15 protein-coding genes and 1 pseudogene are annotated in these 18146 nt (G+C 61.1%); 11 read left to right on the top strand and 5 right to left on the bottom strand.

All coding sequences use genetic code 11. The features are described 5' to 3' along the window. Nucleotides 1–33: 33 nt before the first annotated feature. Nucleotides 34–510 carry a Dps family protein gene (locus ACWF8S_RS02525; RefSeq protein WP_447555249.1) on the top strand — a complete coding sequence of 159 codons (477 nt, stop codon included), beginning with the start codon at nt 34–36 and terminating at the stop codon, nt 508–510. 85 nt (nt 511–595) lie between these two features. Here the strand turns inward: ACWF8S_RS02525 and ACWF8S_RS02520 are convergent, their stop codons facing one another. Then, nucleotides 596–2062, bottom strand: coding sequence for an aminoacyl-histidine dipeptidase (locus ACWF8S_RS02520; RefSeq protein ID WP_447555248.1), 1467 nt, complete (start codon nt 2060–2062; stop codon nt 596–598). A 32-nt stretch (nt 2063–2094) separates the two neighbouring features. Then, nucleotides 2095–4272 (bottom strand): GNAT family N-acetyltransferase, encoded by a 2178-nt coding sequence (locus ACWF8S_RS02515; RefSeq protein ID WP_447555247.1) that lies wholly within the window; start codon nt 4270–4272, stop codon nt 2095–2097. A 288-nt stretch (nt 4273–4560) separates the two neighbouring features. Between ACWF8S_RS02515 and dctP the strand changes: the two genes are divergently transcribed. Genes dctP through ACWF8S_RS02500 form a run of 3 tightly spaced genes read left to right on the top strand, consistent with a single transcriptional unit; the run spans nt 4561 to nt 7550 of the window. Beyond that, complete coding sequence (gene dctP / locus ACWF8S_RS02510; RefSeq protein ID WP_447555246.1) at nt 4561–5658, top strand: TRAP transporter substrate-binding protein DctP; 1098 nt, start codon at nt 4561–4563, stop codon at nt 5656–5658. A gap of 58 nt (nt 5659–5716) precedes the next feature. Beyond that, complete coding sequence (locus ACWF8S_RS02505; RefSeq protein ID WP_447555245.1) at nt 5717–6232, top strand: TRAP transporter small permease subunit; 516 nt, start codon at nt 5717–5719, stop codon at nt 6230–6232. Beyond that, nucleotides 6216–7550, top strand: a complete 1335-nt coding sequence (locus tag ACWF8S_RS02500; RefSeq protein ID WP_447555244.1) for a TRAP transporter large permease — start codon at nt 6216–6218, stop codon at nt 7548–7550. Before ACWF8S_RS02505 ends, ACWF8S_RS02500 begins: the two co-directional genes overlap by 17 nt. Nucleotides 7551–7708: 158 nt before the next feature. Here the strand turns inward: ACWF8S_RS02500 and ACWF8S_RS02495 are convergent, their stop codons facing one another. Both ACWF8S_RS02495 and ACWF8S_RS02490 read right to left on the bottom strand, forming a co-directional pair. Next, nucleotides 7709–8707: a LacI family DNA-binding transcriptional regulator gene (locus tag ACWF8S_RS02495; RefSeq protein ID WP_447555243.1), complete on the bottom strand. Its 999-nt coding sequence runs from the start codon at nt 8705–8707 to the stop codon at nt 7709–7711. Between the two features lie 80 nt (nt 8708–8787). Next, complete coding sequence (locus tag ACWF8S_RS02490; RefSeq protein ID WP_447555242.1) at nt 8788–9720, bottom strand: 3-hydroxyacyl-CoA dehydrogenase; 933 nt, start codon at nt 9718–9720, stop codon at nt 8788–8790. Nucleotides 9721–9917: 197 nt separating this feature from the next. On the opposite strand from ACWF8S_RS02490, the gene hisD reads away from it, so the two are divergent. From hisD to ACWF8S_RS02455, 7 genes and pseudogenes are all read left to right on the top strand, one after another. Then, on the top strand, nt 9918–11228 hold the full coding sequence (gene hisD / locus ACWF8S_RS02485) for a histidinol dehydrogenase (protein ID WP_447555241.1): 1311 nt from the start codon (nt 9918–9920) through the stop codon (nt 11226–11228). Continuing rightward, nucleotides 11225–11977 carry an SDR family NAD(P)-dependent oxidoreductase gene (locus tag ACWF8S_RS02480; protein ID WP_447555240.1) on the top strand — a complete coding sequence of 251 codons (753 nt, stop codon included), beginning with the start codon at nt 11225–11227 and terminating at the stop codon, nt 11975–11977. Before hisD ends, ACWF8S_RS02480 begins: the two co-directional genes overlap by 4 nt. A 305-nt stretch (nt 11978–12282) precedes the next feature. After that, a complete protein-coding gene (locus tag ACWF8S_RS02475) occupies nt 12283–12528 on the top strand; it encodes a hypothetical protein (RefSeq protein WP_447555239.1) in 246 nt (81 codons plus the stop codon). Nucleotides 12529–12727: 199 nt separating this feature from the next. Next, nucleotides 12728–13144, top strand: a pseudogene (locus ACWF8S_RS02470) (TRAP transporter large permease subunit); the annotation flags it as partial. A gap of 100 nt (nt 13145–13244) precedes the next feature. Next, the gene (locus ACWF8S_RS02465; RefSeq protein ID WP_447555238.1) at nt 13245–13868 is read left to right on the top strand and encodes a TetR/AcrR family transcriptional regulator; all 624 of its coding nucleotides are present in this window, start codon (nt 13245–13247) and stop codon (nt 13866–13868) included. Nucleotides 13869–13923: 55 nt separating this feature from the next. Then, nucleotides 13924–14799 (top strand): NAD(P)-dependent oxidoreductase, encoded by an 876-nt coding sequence (locus ACWF8S_RS02460; RefSeq protein ID WP_447555237.1) that lies wholly within the window; start codon nt 13924–13926, stop codon nt 14797–14799. Nucleotides 14800–14855: 56 nt separating this feature from the next. Beyond that, entirely contained in the window at nt 14856–15194 is a 339-nt protein-coding gene (locus tag ACWF8S_RS02455) for a tRNA-binding protein (RefSeq protein WP_447555236.1), read from the top strand. 63 nt (nt 15195–15257) lie between these two features. Here the strand turns inward: ACWF8S_RS02455 and polA are convergent, their stop codons facing one another. Continuing rightward, nucleotides 15258–18023 (bottom strand): DNA polymerase I, encoded by a 2766-nt coding sequence (gene polA, locus ACWF8S_RS02450; RefSeq protein WP_447555235.1) that lies wholly within the window; start codon nt 18021–18023, stop codon nt 15258–15260. Nucleotides 18024–18146: the final 123 nt, after the last annotated feature.

Raw genomic sequence — 18146 nt, 5'->3', positions numbered from 1 at the left:
GCCGCCTTGGCGGTTCTACATGGAGAAGTCATTATGTCCGAGTTCAACAGCATCGGCTTGCACGAAGACAGCGCCAGCCAGCTGGCGGAAAAGCTGAACCACCTGCTGGCCAACTACCAGATCTTTTACATGAACGTTCGCGGGTACCACTGGAACGTCAAGGGCAGCGATTTTTTCCAGCTTCACGAGAAGTTTGAAGAGTTCTATACCGACCTTCTGACCAAGGTGGACGAAGTTGCCGAGCGGATTCTGACCCTGGGCCACAAGCCGGTTCATGCCTACAGCGACTACGTCAAGCTTTCGCGTCTGCAGGAAGACAAGGACGTTCATGACGGCCAGGCCTGCGTCAAGGGCGTGCTCGACGGCTACCAGACACTGATTGCGCTTCAGCGTGAAGTGCTGGCGCTGGCGTCTGACGCCGATGATGAAGGCACCGCCGCACAGGCGGGGGACTACATCCGCGAGCAGGAAAAGACTGTCTGGATGCTTAACGCCTACCTCAGCAAGTAATCAAAGCGATAGCGCCTTCCCGCGTATTTCGCATCACCAAGAACGGCGCCCGAAGGCGCCGTTCTTGGTGTGCCGCGCGGTCTTGCTAGCCCTTTTCGGCCAGCGCCTCGACCAGGGCGCGCAGCATCCGCCAGAACTCCTCGACCGATTCAAGCTCCACCCGCTCATCCGGCGAGTGGGCGCCGCGAATCAGCGGGCCAAACGAGATCATGTCCAGATGCGGGTACTTGCTGCCCAGAATGCCGCACTCGAGGCCGGCGTGGATGACCTTGACCGCGGGCACCACACCCAGAAGCGCCTGGTGGCGCTCCTTGAAGGTCGCCAGCAGCGCGCTTTGCGGGTTCGGCGCCCAGCCAGGGTAGCCGTTTTCCACCTTGACCCGCGCCCCCATCAACCCGAACAGCGCACTGAAGCGATCAGCCAGCGCCTCGGCGGCGCTGTCGTGCAGTGAGCGCACCAGCGCACACAGATGCAGCCGACCGTCATCAAGGCTCAGCACCCCCAGGTTGTTGGAGGTTTCCACCACGCCCTCGACATCCGCGCTCATGCGCTCCACCCCGCAAGGGGCGGCGTAGAGCGCGGCCACCAGCATGGTGCTGGCGTCCCGGGTCAAGGGCTCTCTGACATTATCGCCTTCGACGCGGCTGGCCTTGAGCGAAAGCCCGGGGTCACCGCTGCCCAGTTCCGCCTTCAAGGTCGCTTCGAGCTTGCTCACCTTGCCAAGTGCCGTGTCCACTTCATCGGCGGGCAGCGCCAGGGTGGCGAAGGCTTCCCGGGGGATGGCGTTTCGCAGCGTGCCGCCGCGATAGTCGATCAGACGAGCATCGAGGATATCCAGCGCCCGCAATGCGCGCACCAGCAGACGGTTGGCATTGCCCAGGGGCTTGTGAATATCGATGCCCGAGTGACCGCCCTTGAGCCCGGTCAGCGAAAGCTCGATCACCGCTTCCTCTTCGCGCAGTTCGCTGCCGGGCAGCTTGGCGTCCACCAGCACATCCGCGCCGCCAGCGCAGCCGATGTACGCTTCGCCGCGCTCTTCGCTGTCCAGGTTCAAAAGCAACGAGCCTTCCAGCCAGTTTTCGTCCAGATTCAGCGCCCCGCCCATGGAGGTCTCTTCCTCGAGCGTGAACAGCGCCTCCAGCGGGCCGTGGGTGAGCGTGCCGTCCTCGAGCAGGGCCAGAATCGCCGCCACGCCAAGGCCGTTGTCCGCGCCAAGCGTGGTTCCGTCGGCGTGCAGCCAGCCTTGCTTGACGTAGGTGCGAATCGGGTCCTTCTCGAAATCATGGGGCGTGTCGGCGTTGGCCTGGGCGACCATGTCCAGGTGGCCCTGAAGGATCACGCCGGGCGCACTTTCGAACCCGGGGCTTGCCGGCCTCTTGATACGCAGGTTGCCGAAACTGTCGCGATCACAGGCAAGACCCAGGCCAGCCGCCCAGGCTTCGAGCTTTTCGACCAGCGCGGCCTCATGGCCGGAGGGCCTGGGCGTATTACACAGCGTACGGAAGTGGCGCCATACAAGCGAAGGTTCCAGCGCGTCTAGGTGTGCGTTCATGAGAGCTCTTTGTGATTCATAACCGCCCTACTCTACCGCTCCCGGCCGTCGGGGAAAAGAGGGCTCTCGAGCACGAGCCGGGCCGCCCGACGAAGCGCCTGGCTTGCCTTGCGTGGCGCGCTGGCTGGGGCCTGGTTTTGAAACGCCCAGGCCGCCAGGGTTTCAAGCCCCTGGATGGCCAGTGTGTCCAGCACTTGCGATCTGGCACTTGCCAGCCGCGCCAGCGCGGCAAGCGCGGGCCGGGCCAGGGCCGGGTCACGGTGGGCGTAGGCGACATCCTGCGCGTCCCGGTATTGGCCCTCGTTGAGCAGCACCGGCGCCCGCGCAGCCAGCAGCCGCGTCACCACGTCGGCGGCAAGCGCTGACAGTTCAAACGCGAGAAGACTCGAAAGCCCCGCGTCAAAAGAGGCTTCAAGCTCGTTGAGCACGGTGTCGCCTTCAGCGTTCAGCGCGCGGGCCACCATCACAGCGTACTCGCCGGTAGAGGCTTCGCGGGTGACGCCCAATCGCACCGGTACAAAGCCCAGCGCCTGCCAGAAGTCCAGAAGCGACGCCTCGGCACCGAAGGTGGCCCCATAAAGCGCCACGCCGCTTTCCCGGGCGGCGGCGACATCCGCCTCGATCAGCGCGCGTCCAAGCCCTTCCCGGCGGCGCGCCGGATGGGTGGCGATGCGTGACACCCGGCGCCAGCGGGCGGTGAGTGCGGCGCGACTGCCGCTGTGGGCCGCCAGCGACTGGGCCAGCAGGTGCCCCCGCGGGCGGCGCTCGCCGCGGGCAACCTGATCGGCAAGGGCAGGCTCGAAACCGCCCTCTTCTCGGGTCACCAGCACGGCCTGGGGCGCCTGGTCATCCATCACGCGAAACCCGGTGCCGGGGCCGTCCAGCAGTTGGCGTAAATCGCCTGGCGTGGTGCGGTAGTGGGACTGCACCAGAAGCCCGAAGAGTTTTTCCAGCAGCGCCGGGCAACGGGCAAGGGTTTGCTGGGTAAGCGCTTGTGGTGCGATTGAAGCGTCGCATCGGGCCTCGGGCAGCGCCGCCTTCAGCAGCAGCAGCTCTTGCAGCACACGCTCCAGAGGATCCTGTGCGGCCCAGCGAACGGGCGTTTGCAGGTGTGTCTCGCGCCAGAGCGGGGTCTGGCGGTCGAGTACCGCGCGAAAGCGCAGTGCAAAGCCGCGCCCGGAGCCCTCGTAGCCGTGCACCGTGGTGGCAAACGCGATACGCGGAAACGCCGCCAGCCACTGGGCCAGCAGCGCCGCAGGAATCGCCGCCGCCTCATCCACCAGCAGATAGCGCCCATCGCCCCCAAGCTGCCCCGCGTTTACCTGATCACTTAACGCCTGGGGCGTCAGATAGATCACCGTCTGGCCGTCAGGGAGCTCAAAGTGGGCAGGACTTCGCCAGCTCCCCGTCGGGCAAAGTGCGCTCAAGCGCTCGACCAGGCTGGCGATGGCGTCAAGCGACGGCGCGGTAATGACGATCTGCCCTGCTCCGTCTTGCAGAAGCCGTGCGCAGGCGACACCCAGTGCCGCACTCTTGCCCCGGCCGCGGTCGGCGGTAATCACCAGCGGGCGTCGGCGTTTCAGGCGCGCGATCAAAGCGACCACGCGTGCCTGATCCTCGGTCTGACAGGCAGTGTCCCGGGGGGAGGCTGCAGGGGCCTGGGTCAGGTCCAGCGCGGGCAGCCAGGGCCGACCCGCGACCGGCCAGCGCACAACACCGGGGGAAGCCGACAGAATGCCCGCCAATCGTTGCAGATAGTAAGCACTCAACGCCTGCCACTGCCAGGGGTGATCGGCAAAGCGGGCGTAGTCCGGGTCCGGAGCGCGGCCCCAGTCGGCGGGAGTAATCAACACGCACAGTCCGCCGGCGGTCAGCGTGCCCGCCAGCACCCCCAAGGCGTCCGGATCGAGGCCCAGGCTTCCGCTTGCGTCAAGCACCACCAGCTGGTGTTCGCCACCGAGGCGGCTGCGCACTTTTCTGGGCGAAAGCGCCTCGACCGGTGCTTCTTCTGAACTTCCAACCCAGAGCGGCGCGCGCCACGCCTGCACCTGCCAAAGGGCTCGCGCGGCCTCGTGGCACGCCCGGGAGTCGCCGTAAAGCCATACCAGCTGGCGCCAGCGGCGGCGTTTCAGTCGCCAGGCATGGGCGGCCAGCGCGTCAACGGCGCTCGTTCTTTTCGGGGCAGGCGGCGAAGCTGAGCGCTCGAACATGGCGGCTCCTGAGTGGTGGGTAAAGCGTTGCAGCCAGGGCGAGAAGCGCCAGAGGGTATCAACCTTCTCATGGCGCGCGCTCCATTTTAGCGTCAAGGCGCTGTTTATACACCGCTTGGCCGGTGAGGTCGGCTTGGGCCATCTACCACCAACGGCTAGGGCGCGCACGCCGGATGAGTATGCTAGCTTATCGCTGTAGCGCACCCAAAGTGACGTTTACGTCAACCTGCGCTGTTTTCCTGATCGGTACAAGACCAACAATCACCATCACGCTACAGGGAATCCACCATGAAACTAACCTCACGCTTTGCCCTTGGCACACTCGCCGCGGGCGTGCTGTTGGCCTCCACCGCTACCCAGGCCCAGGAGCAGTGGACCATGACCTCCACCTGGCCGGATAACCTGGATCTTATCCAGATCGACCGCCACTGGGTCGAGCTTGTCAATAAACTGGCCGGTGACGAGTTGCAGATCAACTTTCGCGCCGGCGGTACCTTGATGCCGGGCACCGAGGTGTTCGATGCCACCGAAACCGGCAGCATCGAAGCCGCCGGCGACTGGCCCGGCTACTGGGCGGGGCTCAATCCGGCGTTTTCGCCGCTGGCCACCACCACGAGCCTGTTCAACGGGGTGGACTACCTGAACTGGATTCAGCAGTGGGGTGGGCGCGAGATCTACGAGGAGATCTACGGCCAGTTCAACATGATGTACCTGCCCTATGGGATCACCAACAATGAATCCGGGTTCATGGGCCGCACGCCGATCGCCAGTATTGCCGATCTGGAAGGCAAGCGCCTGCGCCTTTCCGGGCGTGACCAGGGACGTGTACTCGAACGCCTCGGCGGCTCGCAGGTGACGCTTGCCGGCGGCGAGGTGTACCAGGCCATCGAGCGCGGGGTGATCGACGCCGGTGAGTTCTCCACTCCCGGCGTGGATTACAAGGCCGGCTTCGCCGAGGTGGCGGATAACTGGGCCACGCCCGGTTGGCACCAGTCCGCCAGTGTGTTTGGCGTAATGATCAACATGGACGCCTGGAACGCGCTGGATGAGGCCACCCAGGAGACGCTGCGCATTGCCGCCGACGCCACCATGGCCTGGTCGCTCGCCTGGTCGGAGCGTGAATCCAACGAGGCCACCCGGCAGTTCATCGATGCCGGGGTGACCATCAACCAGTTCTCCGACGAGGATCTGGCGCGTATTCAGGAGGTCACCAACGAAGTGATCGTTCAGGGCGCCTGCGAGAACCCCGATCACGCCAAGGTCTACCACTCCATGGTGAGCTACCTGGAGGACTACGCCACCTGGCGCGATGTCTCCGCCCCCTTCAACATGAGCCGAACCATGGAAAGCCTGCCGTCGCTTTCAGAGATCGAAGCCTGCCTGTAAGGCGTGTTTGCCGCGCCGGTAACACCGGGGCGGCTCAGCTGACTGCGGAGGGTTTTTCATGCACGCCATTGCCAAGGCGATCGATGCCGTGAACGAGCTGTTCGGGCGTCTCATCGCCCCCTTGATTGCCGTCATCACCCTGATCGTGCTGTTCGATATCGCCTCGCGCTTTTTCCTGGGACGGCCCAGCGACTGGGCGTTCGACGTCACCAAGATGCTGTTCGGCGCCCACTTCATGCTGATGGCCGCTTACGGCTTGAAGTACCACGCCCACGTGGAGGTAGACGTTCTCAAACGTCTGCTCTCGCTGAAACGCCAGGCGGTGCTGGCCCTGCTGGGCTATGCGATCTTCTTCGTGCCGTTTATCTGGATGCTTCTGAAATACGGCTGGCTCTTTTTCGATCGCTCCTTCAGTCGGGGCGAAACCACCTACGGCATGGTGGCGATCCCGGTCTACCCCATCAAGGGGGTGATCGTGGTGGCCGCCGCGCTGCTTTTATTGCAGGCCATCGCCATCGTGCTGCGCGCCATCATTGCCCTGCGTGAGGAGAGACCGTATGAACCTGAGTCCTGAGCTACTGGCGCTGGTGATGTTCGGTGGGCTCCTGGTCGGGCTCTTCATGGGCCACCCGCTGGCGTTCGTGCTCGGCGGGGTGGCGGTGATCGGCGCGTTTCTGGGCCCCGGGGAGCGCGTGCTGGGTACATTGATCAACAATATCTTCGGCAACGCCATGGATAACTACGTGCTGGTGGCCATTCCGCTGTTCGTACTCATGGCGCGGTTTCTCAACGACTCCGGTGTCACCGAGCGCATGTTCGACGCCATGCGGCTGCTTCTTGCCAACCTGCGCGGCGGGCTCGCGCTCACCGTGGTCATCGTTTCCGTTCTGCTGGCGGCGACCACCGGCATCGTCGGCGCCTCGATTGCGGTCATGGGCATGATCGCCCTGGTGCCGATGCTGAAATACGGCTACAACAAGGAGCTCAGCGCCGGGGTCATCATGGCCAGTGGGTGCCTAGGGATTTTGATACCGCCGAGCATCATGCTGATATTGATGGCGAGCTACTCACCGGTCTCGGTCGGGGCGCTGTTCGCCGGTGCGATGGTGCCCGGTGTAATGCTGGGGTTCATGTACGCACTCTATGTTCTGCTCATCTGCCACTTCAAGCCGTCTTATGGCCCACCGGTGCCCAAGGAGGAGCGCGCCGGGGTAAGCACACCGGAGCTTCTGAAGATGCTCGGCAAGTACGTGGTGCCGCCCATGGCGCTGATTCTGGGCGTGCTCGGGGCGCTGTTTACCGGTATTGCAACGGCCACCGAGGCCTCGGCGATTGGTGTCTTCATCGCCTTTCTGCTGTTTTTGATCTTTGGTGATCGCAAGCTCTCGACCTGCTATCGCACGCTGATCGACGCGGGCAAGACCACCACCATGGTGATGCTGGTGCTGGTGGGCGCCACCGCCTTTACCGGCGTGTTCTCCCGGGGCGGCGGCATGCAGGTGATACAGGACTTGCTGCTGGCGATGCCCGGCGGCACGACCGGGGCGCTGATCATGATGTTTTTGCTGGTGTTCGTGCTGGGCATGTTTCTGGACTGGACCGGCATCGTGCTGTTGAGCTTTCCCATCATGCTGCCGATCATCCAGCAGATGGGGATCGATCCGCTCTGGTTCGTGGTGATGGTGGCGGTAGTGCTGCAAACGTCCTTCCTCACCCCGCCTTTCGGCTACGCGCTGTTTTACCTTAAAGGCGTCGCCCCGCCCGGGGTGGAGATCGTCGATCTCTACAAGGCGGTAATTCCCTTCTGCGTGCTGATTTTAATCGCCTGTGTGCTGATGGCGTTCTTCCCGGTGCTGGTGACGGGCCTGCCGGGGTTGATGGTGGGGTATTGATCAAACACAGACGAATCTTGCTTAGAAGCGATACCCACGCCTTCCAGACATGCTCTAAACATGTCTGGAAGGCGTGGCATATCAACGGTATAACCGGAGTTTGAGCAATCAATAAGCAATTTGAACATTGAGCATGGCGGGCGAAGCCAGCCGTTGACTCATCGAGTACTGACTCGAACGACGGGCATTACCGGCAGCACCGTGCTTTGCCCGGCGACCAGTCCGCTATTGATCTGTCCTAGCAACAACCGAGTGGCTTCAACCACCATTTCCTCAAGCGGCTGCTGAACCGTGGTGAGCTGATAGCCAGGCCAACTCGCAATGGGCATATTATCGAACCCCACAACCCCGACATCCTCTGGAACACGCAGTCCAAGCTCCGCCCTAAGCGTATCAATGACGGCCACGGCCATATGATCATTGGCAGCGAACACCGCATCCGGATAGGGGGCATGGGCAAACAACGTACGCGTAGCCGCTTGAGCCGTTGCAAACTGATAATCACCCTGTGCTTCAGCCCAACAGCGGCCGCCATAATCCGCCAACGCCGCTAAAAACCCGTTACGGCGTTCACTGCTGGTGGAAGATTCCGGTAAACCGGCCATGAAGGCAATTCGCTCGTAGCCTCGCTGGACTAAGAACTCTCCCACCCAGTAGCCGCCCCGATAGTTATCGCTGGCGACCTGGCTTACACCTTCAAACGCGACGGTACGATTGATCAGTACGACCGGGATACCGCGCTCGATGCACTCTTGGGCAAACGAGGATGAGAGGCTGGCTGCGAGCATCAGAATGCCGTCCGCCTGGCTTTGTAGAATATCCGCCATCACGCTTGCCGACTGCTCTTCGTCACTACTCATGAAGAGCAGCAAATGATAGCCATGCTGCTGGAACCTTCGAGCGGCGTAGTCCAACATTTGAGCGTAGAAGGGGTTGTCGAGCTGCGACATGACGACCGCGATCGTGCGCGAAGAGCGGGTAATGAGCGAACGGGCGATACTATTGGGTCGATACCCAAGCTGTTTTGCAGCCGCCAGCACCTTCTCGCGGGTTTTCGGTGCGATGCTGGCGTTTACTGAAAAGCAGCGGCTCACCGCCGACTGCGACACCCCCGCTAGCGCAGCCACCTGTTGGGATGTCACCGGCCGCTTTTTCATTGCTACCTCGTTTAATCGATAAAAAGAGTGTCTGCTTTTGACGCTAGCCGGCTGCGTCGGTCACTGCTTGTTAGCTCTGGTTAATCCGTCGCCTGTTGCTTGTGCGCCATTAACGCCATCAAGCGCCGGTCGCGCCAGGCCTGTCGCTCGCCCAACTGGCTGACGGGCAATGCCTCGCGACGCTCGTCAGCCAACTGCTGGAGCGTTTCGGACGCCCAAGGGTTGGCTGGGCTGCGCTGATTATCAACATCGCGGTACAAAGGGCCATAGCGCCCCGCGTAATCAACGACTCCGCTAGGCGCGTTAAGATCGATTGTTTCAAAGGGCCCCATAAATGACCAGCGTAACCCCAGACCATGCTTGACCGTTTTATCAAGATCCTCCGCCGATACATAGCCATCACGAAAGAGTCGCAGTGCTTCATTGAGCAGTGCGCCCTGTAAACGATTCAGGATAAACCCCTGCACCTCCTTTTTGACCAGAATCGGCTCCTGCTGAACCTGGTGCATCAATGCCAGGGTACGCTCTACCACCTCCGAGCTGGTCTGTGATGAAGGGGCTACCTCCACAAGCGGTATGAGGTAGGGCGGATTCACCGGATGAGCGACAAGACAACGCTCGGGATGGCGCAAGTGCTCACTGAACTGCGAGGCCACGATCCCCGAGGTCGAGCTTGCAAGAATGGTCGTCGCGTCACAGGCAGTTTCGAGCTGCGTGTACAACGCTTGTTTAGCGGTAACGTTTTCCGGCCCGCACTCCTGTACGTAAGCGACTCCAGCAAGGGCCTTTTCAAGATCCGATTCCACTACAATATGTGATAAAACCGCCGCCGGATCCTCCACCAGACCCGCACTTTTCAAGTCTTGAAGCGACTCATCTATTCGGCTGACAACCTGCGTCAGCTGCTGCGTATCGACGTCATACAGCCGTACCTCAAGCCCTGCCCTTGCAAAGACAATCGCCCAGGCACGCCCGATGAGACCCGCACCCACCACTGCAATTCGAATAGCCATCCCGTACTCCTTCTTGTTAATTGTATTGCCAATATCTCGTGTTTAGCCGCACTCACGAGCCACTTACTATAGCACCGACAAAACGCTTTGCATTCGTATGCAAAAAAGCCTAGCCTTATTTTAAACTCGATAACCGTATAAACCCGAACATAAAGATTACGCGATAAGACACCAACAAGATTAACAAGGAGTTTTAAATGATTCGTCATCTCAAGACAGGTGCCTCGGTCGAGACCCGCGCCGAGGCTGACCGCCAGGTGCGTGAAACCGTTGAAAAGACCCTTGCAGATATCGAAGCCAACGGTGACAAGGCCGTACGTGAATTATCAGAAAAGTTCGATAACTGGTCGCCTGCCTCTTTTCGTCTGAGCGAAGATGAAATTTCCCAGGCGATGAACGAAGTGTCCAAGCGCGATCTTGACGACATTCGCTACGCGCAAGCCCAGATTCGCCGCTTTGCCGAAGCTCAGCTCGCCTCGATGCAGCCAGTGGAAATCGAGACCCAGCCCGGTGTGGTATTGGGTCATAAGCATCTACCGATCAACTCGGTCGGCTGCTATATTCCCGGCGGTGCTTACCCCATGGTGGCATCGGCGCATATGAGCGTATTGACGGCCAAGGTAGCGGGCGTCAAGCGAGTGATTGCCGCAGCGCCGCCCTACAAGGGCAAGCCCCATCCAGCTATCGTAGCGGCCATGCATTTGGCCGGTGCCGACGAGATACTGGTACTGGGAGGGGTGCAAGCCGTGGGTACGATGGCGATAGGCACGGACACGATAGCCCCTGTCGATATGCTGGTCGGCCCCGGCAACGCCTTCGTGGCTGAAGCCAAACGCCAGCTCTTTGGTCGCGTAGGTATTGATCTATTTGCAGGGCCAACCGAGACGCTGGTCATCGCCGATGAAAGCGTTGATGGTTTACTGTGTGCTACCGACCTGTTGGGTCAGGCCGAGCATGGCCCCACCTCACCCGCCGCGCTACTCACCAACTCGGAAAAGCTGGCCAAGGATACTCAAGAGGCCATCGAGGCGTTACTTCAAAAGCTACCCACCGCAGAAGTGGCGCGCAAGGCCTGGGAAACGTACGGCGAGATCATCGTTTGCGATAGTCACGACGAAATGCTACAGGTCGCTAATGACATGGCCTACGAGCATGTGCAAGTGATGACCGAAGACCCGGAATACTACCTTGAAAAAATGACTAACTACGGCGCGCTCTTTTTGGGCCCTCGTACCAATGTCGCCTTTGGCGATAAGGTCATTGGAACCAATCATACACTGCCAACCAAAAAGGCCGCTCGCTATACGGGAGGCCTTTGGGTAGGCAAGTTCCTTAAAACCTGTACGTATCAACGTATTCTGACCGACGAAGCCTCAGCGAAAATAGGAAGCTATTGCTCGAGACTCTGTGCACTGGAAGGATTTGCAGGCCACGGCGAGCAGGCCAATGAGCGTGTACGCCGCTATGGCCATAAAGACGTACCTTATGCCTCAGCGGTGGACTCATGAAGCTACCTCAGACCCCCAACCAGCGCCTCGACGGCAAGCGAGCACTGGTAACGGGTGCCAGTAAGGGAATCGGTCTTGCCGCTGCCTGCGCGTTGGCCCAGGCAGGCGCCAGCGTCACGCTATTAGCGCGGGGTCAAGAGACACTAAACGAGGCCGTAACAGAGCTTCAGCAAGCGGGTCTCGATGTGCAAGGGCTGGCGCTTGATGTCGACGATCAGGCGGCGGTTAAGCAGCACCTGGCGGACCAGACCTTTGATATCTTGGTGAATAACGCAGGCACGAACCGCCCCAAACCCATAGATGATGTCACCCCCGATGACTATAGCGCCGTGATGGATCTCAATGTGCGAGCCTGTTATTTCATGGCACAAGCTATCGCAGCGAACATGCCTGAAGGTGGTAGCATCATCAACATGTCGTCACAAATGGGCCATGTGGGGGCAGCCAATCGTAGTCTCTACTGCGCATCCAAATCGGCGGTAGAAGGCATGACACGTGCCATGGCGGTAGAGCTGGGGCCTCGGCATATTCGCGTCAATTCCATTTGTCCGACCTTCATAGAAACCGCCCTGACGCGGTCCTACTTTGAAGAGCCCGGGTTTCTGGAAAGCGTTATTGCCAATATCCCGTTGGGAAGGCTGGGGCAAATCGAGGACATCATGGGGCCTGTCGTATTTTTGGCCTCTCCGGCGGCGGCCATGGTCACAGGTAGCGCCTTGATGGTGGATGGCGGCTGGACCGCACACTAAATATGACCATTCATACGCCCCGTGCGTTGCATCGCCTGGGGCGTATTCGGCAAGTAGGTTTTCGAGGGTGCTTCTAGTGCCGTTGGTGGTGCCGATCTGCGTCATTGCCTACGTCTACAAGAATTTATTCCAGATGACGGGCCCCTTTCAAAGCGCGCTGCGGGCCTGGCTCAACTGGCGCTACGGCGACTGCTACTTCCCCCAATATTCGATCATTGGGAGGTGCGGCCACGTTCATCACCTTCGTACTCTACCCCGACATCTACCTGTTGGCCCAGGCATCGTTTCTAAAGTAGTCGGTGGGCATGCTGGACGTGGGCCGCACCTCAGGGCGCGGATCCTGGCGGCTCTTTTTCAGCCCGGCGCTACCGCTGACCCGCCCGGCGCTGATGGACGACGTATTGCTTGCGCTGATGGAGACTTTCAATGAGTTCGGCGTGGTGCAGTTTTCTGGCACAGATGCCTTCGCCACGGGCATTTATCGCGCCTGTTCAGGCCTAGGCGAGCCTGGCCTGCGTCTGACCTATCTTTATCGGCTTCTTGCTGCCTAGCAGTATTCTACTGAACCTGGCTGTCATCCAGGCCGATACGCTTCTTGGCACGCGGTTTGTCCACTTTGCGTTCAACAGCCTGAGCCTGGCAGCGATTATCGCGCTGATCACCGTGGGGCTTGCCATCATTGCGTGCCGAACAAAAATACCGTGCCCACCCGGGTGTTCACCGACGATAGGCTACGCCATTCCCGACTCGGTGGTGCTGGTGGGCGCCACCGCCTTTACCGGCGTGTTCTCTAGAGGCGGCGGCATGCAGGTGCTTCAGGATTTGCTGCTGGCGATGCCCGGCGGCACGACCGGGGCGCTGATCATGATGTTTTTGCTGGTGTTCGTGCTGGGCATGTTTCTGGATTGGACCGGCATCGTGCTGCTGAGCTTTCCCATCATGCTGCCGATCATCCAGCAGATGGGGATCGATCCGCTCTGGTTCGTGGTGATGGTGGCCGTGGTGCTGCAAACCTTCTTCCTCACCCCGCCTTTCGGCTATGCGCTGTTCTATCTGAAGGGCGTCGCCCCGCCCGGGGTGGAAATCGTCGATCTCTACAAGGCGGTGATTCCCTTCTGCGCGCTGATCTTGCTGGCCTGTCTGCTGATGGCGTTCTTCCCGGCGTGATGATTGGTTATTGAGCTTTCCGCCGCCTTTTCGGACGGCGGCGTGATCTTAAGTGGCTTCTGTGCTAATTTGGAAAACGATCACTTCCAATATGGTATTCATGACGACTTCAAACCGACAAGCCCCTCTCGTTTCGCGCGGCCGCGGCCGCCCCCGAGAGTTCGATCTGGCGCCTGTGCTGGACCGGGCCATCGAGGTCTTCAGCGAGCGCGGCTACCAGGCCACCTCGATCACCGATCTGACCAAAGCGATGGGGCTCTCTCAGGGGAGTCTCTACAAGGCGTTCAAGGACAAACGCGCCGTCTTTTTGGCCGCCTACGATCACTACCGGGAGCGGCGGACGCGACAGCTTCGCGACGCCCTGGGCGTGGACGGCACCGGGCGCGAACGGCTACGCCGGGCGCTTTTGTTTTATGCCGAGTCGGCCCAGGGCGAACAAGGCCGGCAAGGGTGCCTGGTGGTGGGTAGCGCCATCTCGCTGTCCGCCTTCGACGCAGACATGGCCGCCCATATTACCGACGCGCTCGAACGCAACGAGGCGCTGGTCGCTGATTTGCTCCGCCAGGGCCAGGCGGACGGCTCCCTTCGCCAAGAGCTTCCAACCGATGCCACGGCGCGCACGCTTTTATGCCTGACCCAGGGCATACGCGTGGTGGGCAAGACCGGGCGCAGCCGCGAAGAGTTGCAAGCCGTGGTGGAGGTTGCGATGCGCGTTGTGGATTAATTTTTGTCTATTTTGGAAATGATCGTTTTCATAATACTGACTAACAGGAGTTCGTATGAACGTTGCCTTTCTGGGCTTGGGTATCATGGGGCACCCCATGGCGGCCAACCTGCTCGACGCGGGCCATTCGCTGCGCATCTGGAATCGATCCCGCTCCGCGACGGCAGCGCTTGCCGCCCACGGCGCCAGGGCGTTCGATACGCCGATCGAGGCGGTCGATGAAGCGGATATCGTAATCTCGATGCTGGCCGATGATAACGCCACGCGCACCGTGATGAGCGAAACGGTACTGGCCGCCATGCGCTCGGGCACTATTCACGTCAACATGGCCACGGTGTCGGTGCAATACGCCACCGAGCTTGCCGACGCGCACCGTGCCCACGGCATCAACTACGTGGCCGCGCCCGTACTCGGGCGGGTCGATGTGGCGCGTGCGGGCCAGCTCAACATTCTCGCGGGCTGCGACGCGCTTACGCTTTCGAAGGTCCAGCCGCTGTTTGATGCGCTAGGCCAACGCACCTGGCACATCGGCGAGCGCCCGGAGCAGGCCAATGCGGTCAAGTTGGGGATCAATTTCATGATCGCCAGCGCTATCGGCACGATGGGTGAGGCGACAGCGCTTGCCAAGGGGCACGGTGTGGACGCCGCCGACTTTATCGAGTTGGCCACCTCGACGGTATTTGCGGCTCCAGTCTACAAGGGCTATGGCGCGGCCATCGCTGAAAGCCGCTTCGAGCCCGCCGGCTTCAAACTCGAACTGGGCTTGAAGGACGTGCGCTTGGCGCAGGAGGCGGCAGAAGCTGTGAACGTGCCGCTGCCCTTGGCCGGCACGCTGCGCGACGCCCACGTGGAAAGCCTGGCCCATGACGAAGGCCTCCTGGACTGGGCGGCGCTGGCGCGCACGAGCGCACGCCGCGCCGGCCAGACGTAAGACGGACAGCCAAAAACATACTCAAACGAGACAAACCGCCAACAAGAGAGGCTCTGATGGACACGATTTCATGGGATGACTTCAGCAAGGTAGAGCTTCGCGTCGGCGAGATCATCAAGGCCGAGCCCTTTGCCGAGGCGCGCAAACCCGCCTATCAACTGCTGGTGGATTTCGGCCCGGAGATTGGTCAGCGAAAGTCGAGCGCGCAGATCACCGAGCTCTACACGCCGGAAACTCTGGTGGGCAAGCACGTGGTGGCGGTGGTTAATTTCCCGCCCAAGCAGATCGGACCCATCATGTCCGAGTGCCTGGTGACCGGTTTTCATAACGACCAGGGCGAGGTAGCTCTATGCGTGCCGGACCAGCCCGTACCCATCGGCACGAAGCTAGCCTAGCCCGCCGAAACGCGCAACGGCCCGCCGCCAAGCGGGCCGATTTCGCGGCGCATGTCACCGCTTCTAATGCGCCTCGTCCCAGTTGTTGCCGGTTTCAGCCTCGACGATCAGCGGTACTTTCAATTCCGCCGCGCCCTGCATGCGTTTTTGCACCTGTTGGATGAACGACTCTACCTGGGCCTCCTTCACCTCGAACACCAGCTCATCGTGTACCTGCATGACCATCAGCGCGTCGAATTCACCCTCGGCGAGCCAGGCGTCGACGTCGATCATCGCCTGCTTGATGATGTCCGCCGCGGTACCCTGCATGGGGGCGTTGATCGCGGTGCGCTCGGCGCCCTGGCGGCGGTTGCGGTTTTGCGAGTGGATCTCTGGCAGGTACAGGCGCCGCCCCAGTACGGTCTCGACGAAGCCGTCTTCACCGGCCTGGGTGCGAATGCGCTCCATATAGCGCGCCACGCCCGGGTAGCGGTCGAAATAGCGGTCGATGTAGGTCTGCGCCTGATTGCGCTCGATGTGTAGCTGCTTACCCAGCCCCCAGGCACTCATGCCGTAGATCAGCCCGAAGTTGATCGCCTTGGCGCTGCGGCGCTGCTCATTGCTGACTTTATCAAGCGCCGTGCCGAAGACCTCCGCGGCGGTGGCGGTGTGGATATCCCGGTTTTCGGCGAACGCTTCCAGAAGGCCCTTGTCCTCGGAGAGATGCGCCATGATGCGCAGCTCGATCTGTGAGTAGTCGGCGGCGACGATCTTGTAGCCGGGCCGGGCGACGAACGCCTGGCGAATCTTGCGCCCCTCTTCAGTGCGAATGGGAATGTTCTGCAGGTTCGGATCCGACGACGATAGCCGCCCGGTGGCGGTCACCGCTTGGTGGTAGCTGGTATGCACCCGCTTGCTCTGCTTGTTGATCAAGCGTGGAAGCTTATCCGTGTAGGTGGATTTGAGCTTGGAAAGCCCGCGGTGCTCCATGATCACCTTGGGCAGCGGGTAGTCCAGCGCCAGCTCCTCGAGCACGGCTTCCGCCGTAGACGGGGCGCCCTTCGGGGTTTTCTTGAGCACCGGGATTTTTTGCTCATCGAACAGGATCTCGCCGAGCTGCTTGGGCGAGCCCAGGTTGAACTCCCGACCGGCAAGCTCGAACGCCTTTTGCTCGAGCTCGCGAATGCGCGTGTCGAGCTGCTGGCTTTGCGTGTGAAGGCGCTCGTCATCGATGGCCACGCCGTTGCGCTCGATGCGCGAAATCACCTTGATCAGCGGAAGCTCCAGCCGGTCGAGCACCTCGGCCAGGCGGCCCTCTTTTTCGACCAGCGGGCGCAGGGTGTCGTGCAGGCGCAGGGTGATGTCCACGTCTTCGCAGGCGTAGGGCGCGGCTTCTTCCAGTGCGATCTGATTGAAGGTGAGCTGCTTGGCGCCCTTGCCGGCGATCTCCTCGAACGAGATGGTTTTCTCGCCGAGGTACTTGAGCGCCAGGGAATCCATGTCGTGGCGGGTGGCGGTGGAGTTCAGTACATAAGACGCCAACATGGTGTCCGCCAAGGGGCCGGCAACTGAAATGTCGTAGTTGGCGAGCACGGAGATATCGTACTTCAGGTTCTGGCCGATCTTGACGGTTTGCGTACCTTCCAGAATCGGCTTCAACGCGGCGAGTACATCACCCCGGTCGAGCTGGGCCGGGGCATCGAGGTAGTCGTGGGCCAACGGTATATAGGCCGCCTCCCCCGCCTGCAGGCAAAGACCCACGCCGACGATCTCCGCCTCCATGTAGTTAAGGCTGGTGGTTTCCAGATCGAAACAGAACCGCTCGGCGCTTTTGAGCCGCTCGAGCCACGCATCGAACTCTTTTTGGTCGGTGATGACGTGGTCTTCCCGCGCCGCGCTGGGGGTGGGTTCGGCCTCACTCACCTCATGCGGGGCAGGCGAGCCGCCTTTCACGTCGTCGACGCCTTCATCCTTGCCCTCGAGCAGCTCCACCAGCCACTGCTTGAACTCCAGCATCTGATAGAGCTCGGTGAGCTTTTCCCGGTCCGGGTGGGCGATGTCCAGGTCATCGAGGCCCACCGGCAGCTCACAGTCGGTCTTGATAGTGGCGAGCTGGTAGGAAAGGTAGGCCTGGTCGCGGTGCTCCTCGAGCTTTTTGTGCAGCGTCTTGGCGCCGCGAAAGCTCAGCGTCTTGATCTTATCCAGATCACCATAAATGGTGTCGAGCCCGCCTTCCATACCCTGCAAAAGGCCGATGGCGGTTTTCTCGCCCACCCCGGGTACGCCTGGGATGTTATCCACCTTGTCGCCCATCAGCGCGAGAAAATCGATGATCAAGGACGGCGGCAAGCCGAACTTGTCTTCCACGCCCGCCACATCCAGCGTTTCGTCCTTCATGGTGTTGACCAGGGTGATGTGGCCGTTGACCAGCTGGGCCATATCCTTGTCGCCGGTGGAGATCACCGCGTCGCGCCCGGCTTGTGTTGCGTGAAAGGCGAGCGTGCCGATCACGTCGTCCGCCTCCACACCTTCGATGCACAAAAGCGGCAGACCCAGCGCCTTGACGCAGTCGTGCAGCGGCTGGATTTGGCCGCGCAGGTCGTCCGGCATGGGCGGGCGGTGGGCCTTGTACTCGCTGTACATCTCGTCGCGAAAAGTCTTGCCGGGCGCATCGAACACCACCGCCATGGGGCTTTGGGGGTAGTCCTTGATGAGCCGCTTGAGCATGTTCAAAACGCCCTTCACGGCGCCGGTGGGCTGGCCGTTAGAGGCATTGAGCGGAGGCAGCGCGTGAAAGGCGCGGTACAAGTATGAGGAGCCATCGACAAGCACGATTGGAGCGCGGGCCATAACCAGTCCCTATTGCAGATCGGGTGAAAATGAGCGGGTATCGCTTAAGCGTTGATGGTGGCCACTATAGACGAAAATACCCGTCGTTGGGGCCATGATAAGTGTTCCAGGGCGAGCCTGCAG

This window comes from Vreelandella xerophytica (genome assembly GCF_968048975.1).
The sequence above is the reverse complement of the archived record's forward strand: the minus strand, read 5'-3'. Positions and strand labels throughout refer to the sequence as shown.

Coding starts and splice junctions, on each gene's coding strand:
- ACWF8S_RS02525 (WP_447555249.1), top strand. CDS start 34: ATGTCCGAGTTCAACAGCATCGGCTTGCACGAAGACAGCGCCAGCCAG.
- ACWF8S_RS02520 (WP_447555248.1), bottom strand. CDS start 2,062: ATGAACGCACACCTAGACGCGCTGGAACCTTCGCTTGTATGGCGCCAC.
- ACWF8S_RS02515 (WP_447555247.1), bottom strand. CDS start 4,272: ATGTTCGAGCGCTCAGCTTCGCCGCCTGCCCCGAAAAGAACGAGCGCC.
- dctP (WP_447555246.1), top strand. CDS start 4,561: ATGAAACTAACCTCACGCTTTGCCCTTGGCACACTCGCCGCGGGCGTG.
- ACWF8S_RS02505 (WP_447555245.1), top strand. CDS start 5,717: ATGCACGCCATTGCCAAGGCGATCGATGCCGTGAACGAGCTGTTCGGG.
- ACWF8S_RS02500 (WP_447555244.1), top strand. CDS start 6,216: ATGAACCTGAGTCCTGAGCTACTGGCGCTGGTGATGTTCGGTGGGCTC.
- ACWF8S_RS02495 (WP_447555243.1), bottom strand. CDS start 8,707: ATGAAAAAGCGGCCGGTGACATCCCAACAGGTGGCTGCGCTAGCGGGG.
- ACWF8S_RS02490 (WP_447555242.1), bottom strand. CDS start 9,720: ATGGCTATTCGAATTGCAGTGGTGGGTGCGGGTCTCATCGGGCGTGCC.
- hisD (WP_447555241.1), top strand. CDS start 9,918: ATGATTCGTCATCTCAAGACAGGTGCCTCGGTCGAGACCCGCGCCGAG.
- ACWF8S_RS02480 (WP_447555240.1), top strand. CDS start 11,225: ATGAAGCTACCTCAGACCCCCAACCAGCGCCTCGACGGCAAGCGAGCA.
- ACWF8S_RS02475 (WP_447555239.1), top strand. CDS start 12,283: ATGCTGGACGTGGGCCGCACCTCAGGGCGCGGATCCTGGCGGCTCTTT.
- ACWF8S_RS02465 (WP_447555238.1), top strand. CDS start 13,245: ATGACGACTTCAAACCGACAAGCCCCTCTCGTTTCGCGCGGCCGCGGC.
- ACWF8S_RS02460 (WP_447555237.1), top strand. CDS start 13,924: ATGAACGTTGCCTTTCTGGGCTTGGGTATCATGGGGCACCCCATGGCG.
- ACWF8S_RS02455 (WP_447555236.1), top strand. CDS start 14,856: ATGGACACGATTTCATGGGATGACTTCAGCAAGGTAGAGCTTCGCGTC.
- polA (WP_447555235.1), bottom strand. CDS start 18,023: ATGGCCCGCGCTCCAATCGTGCTTGTCGATGGCTCCTCATACTTGTAC.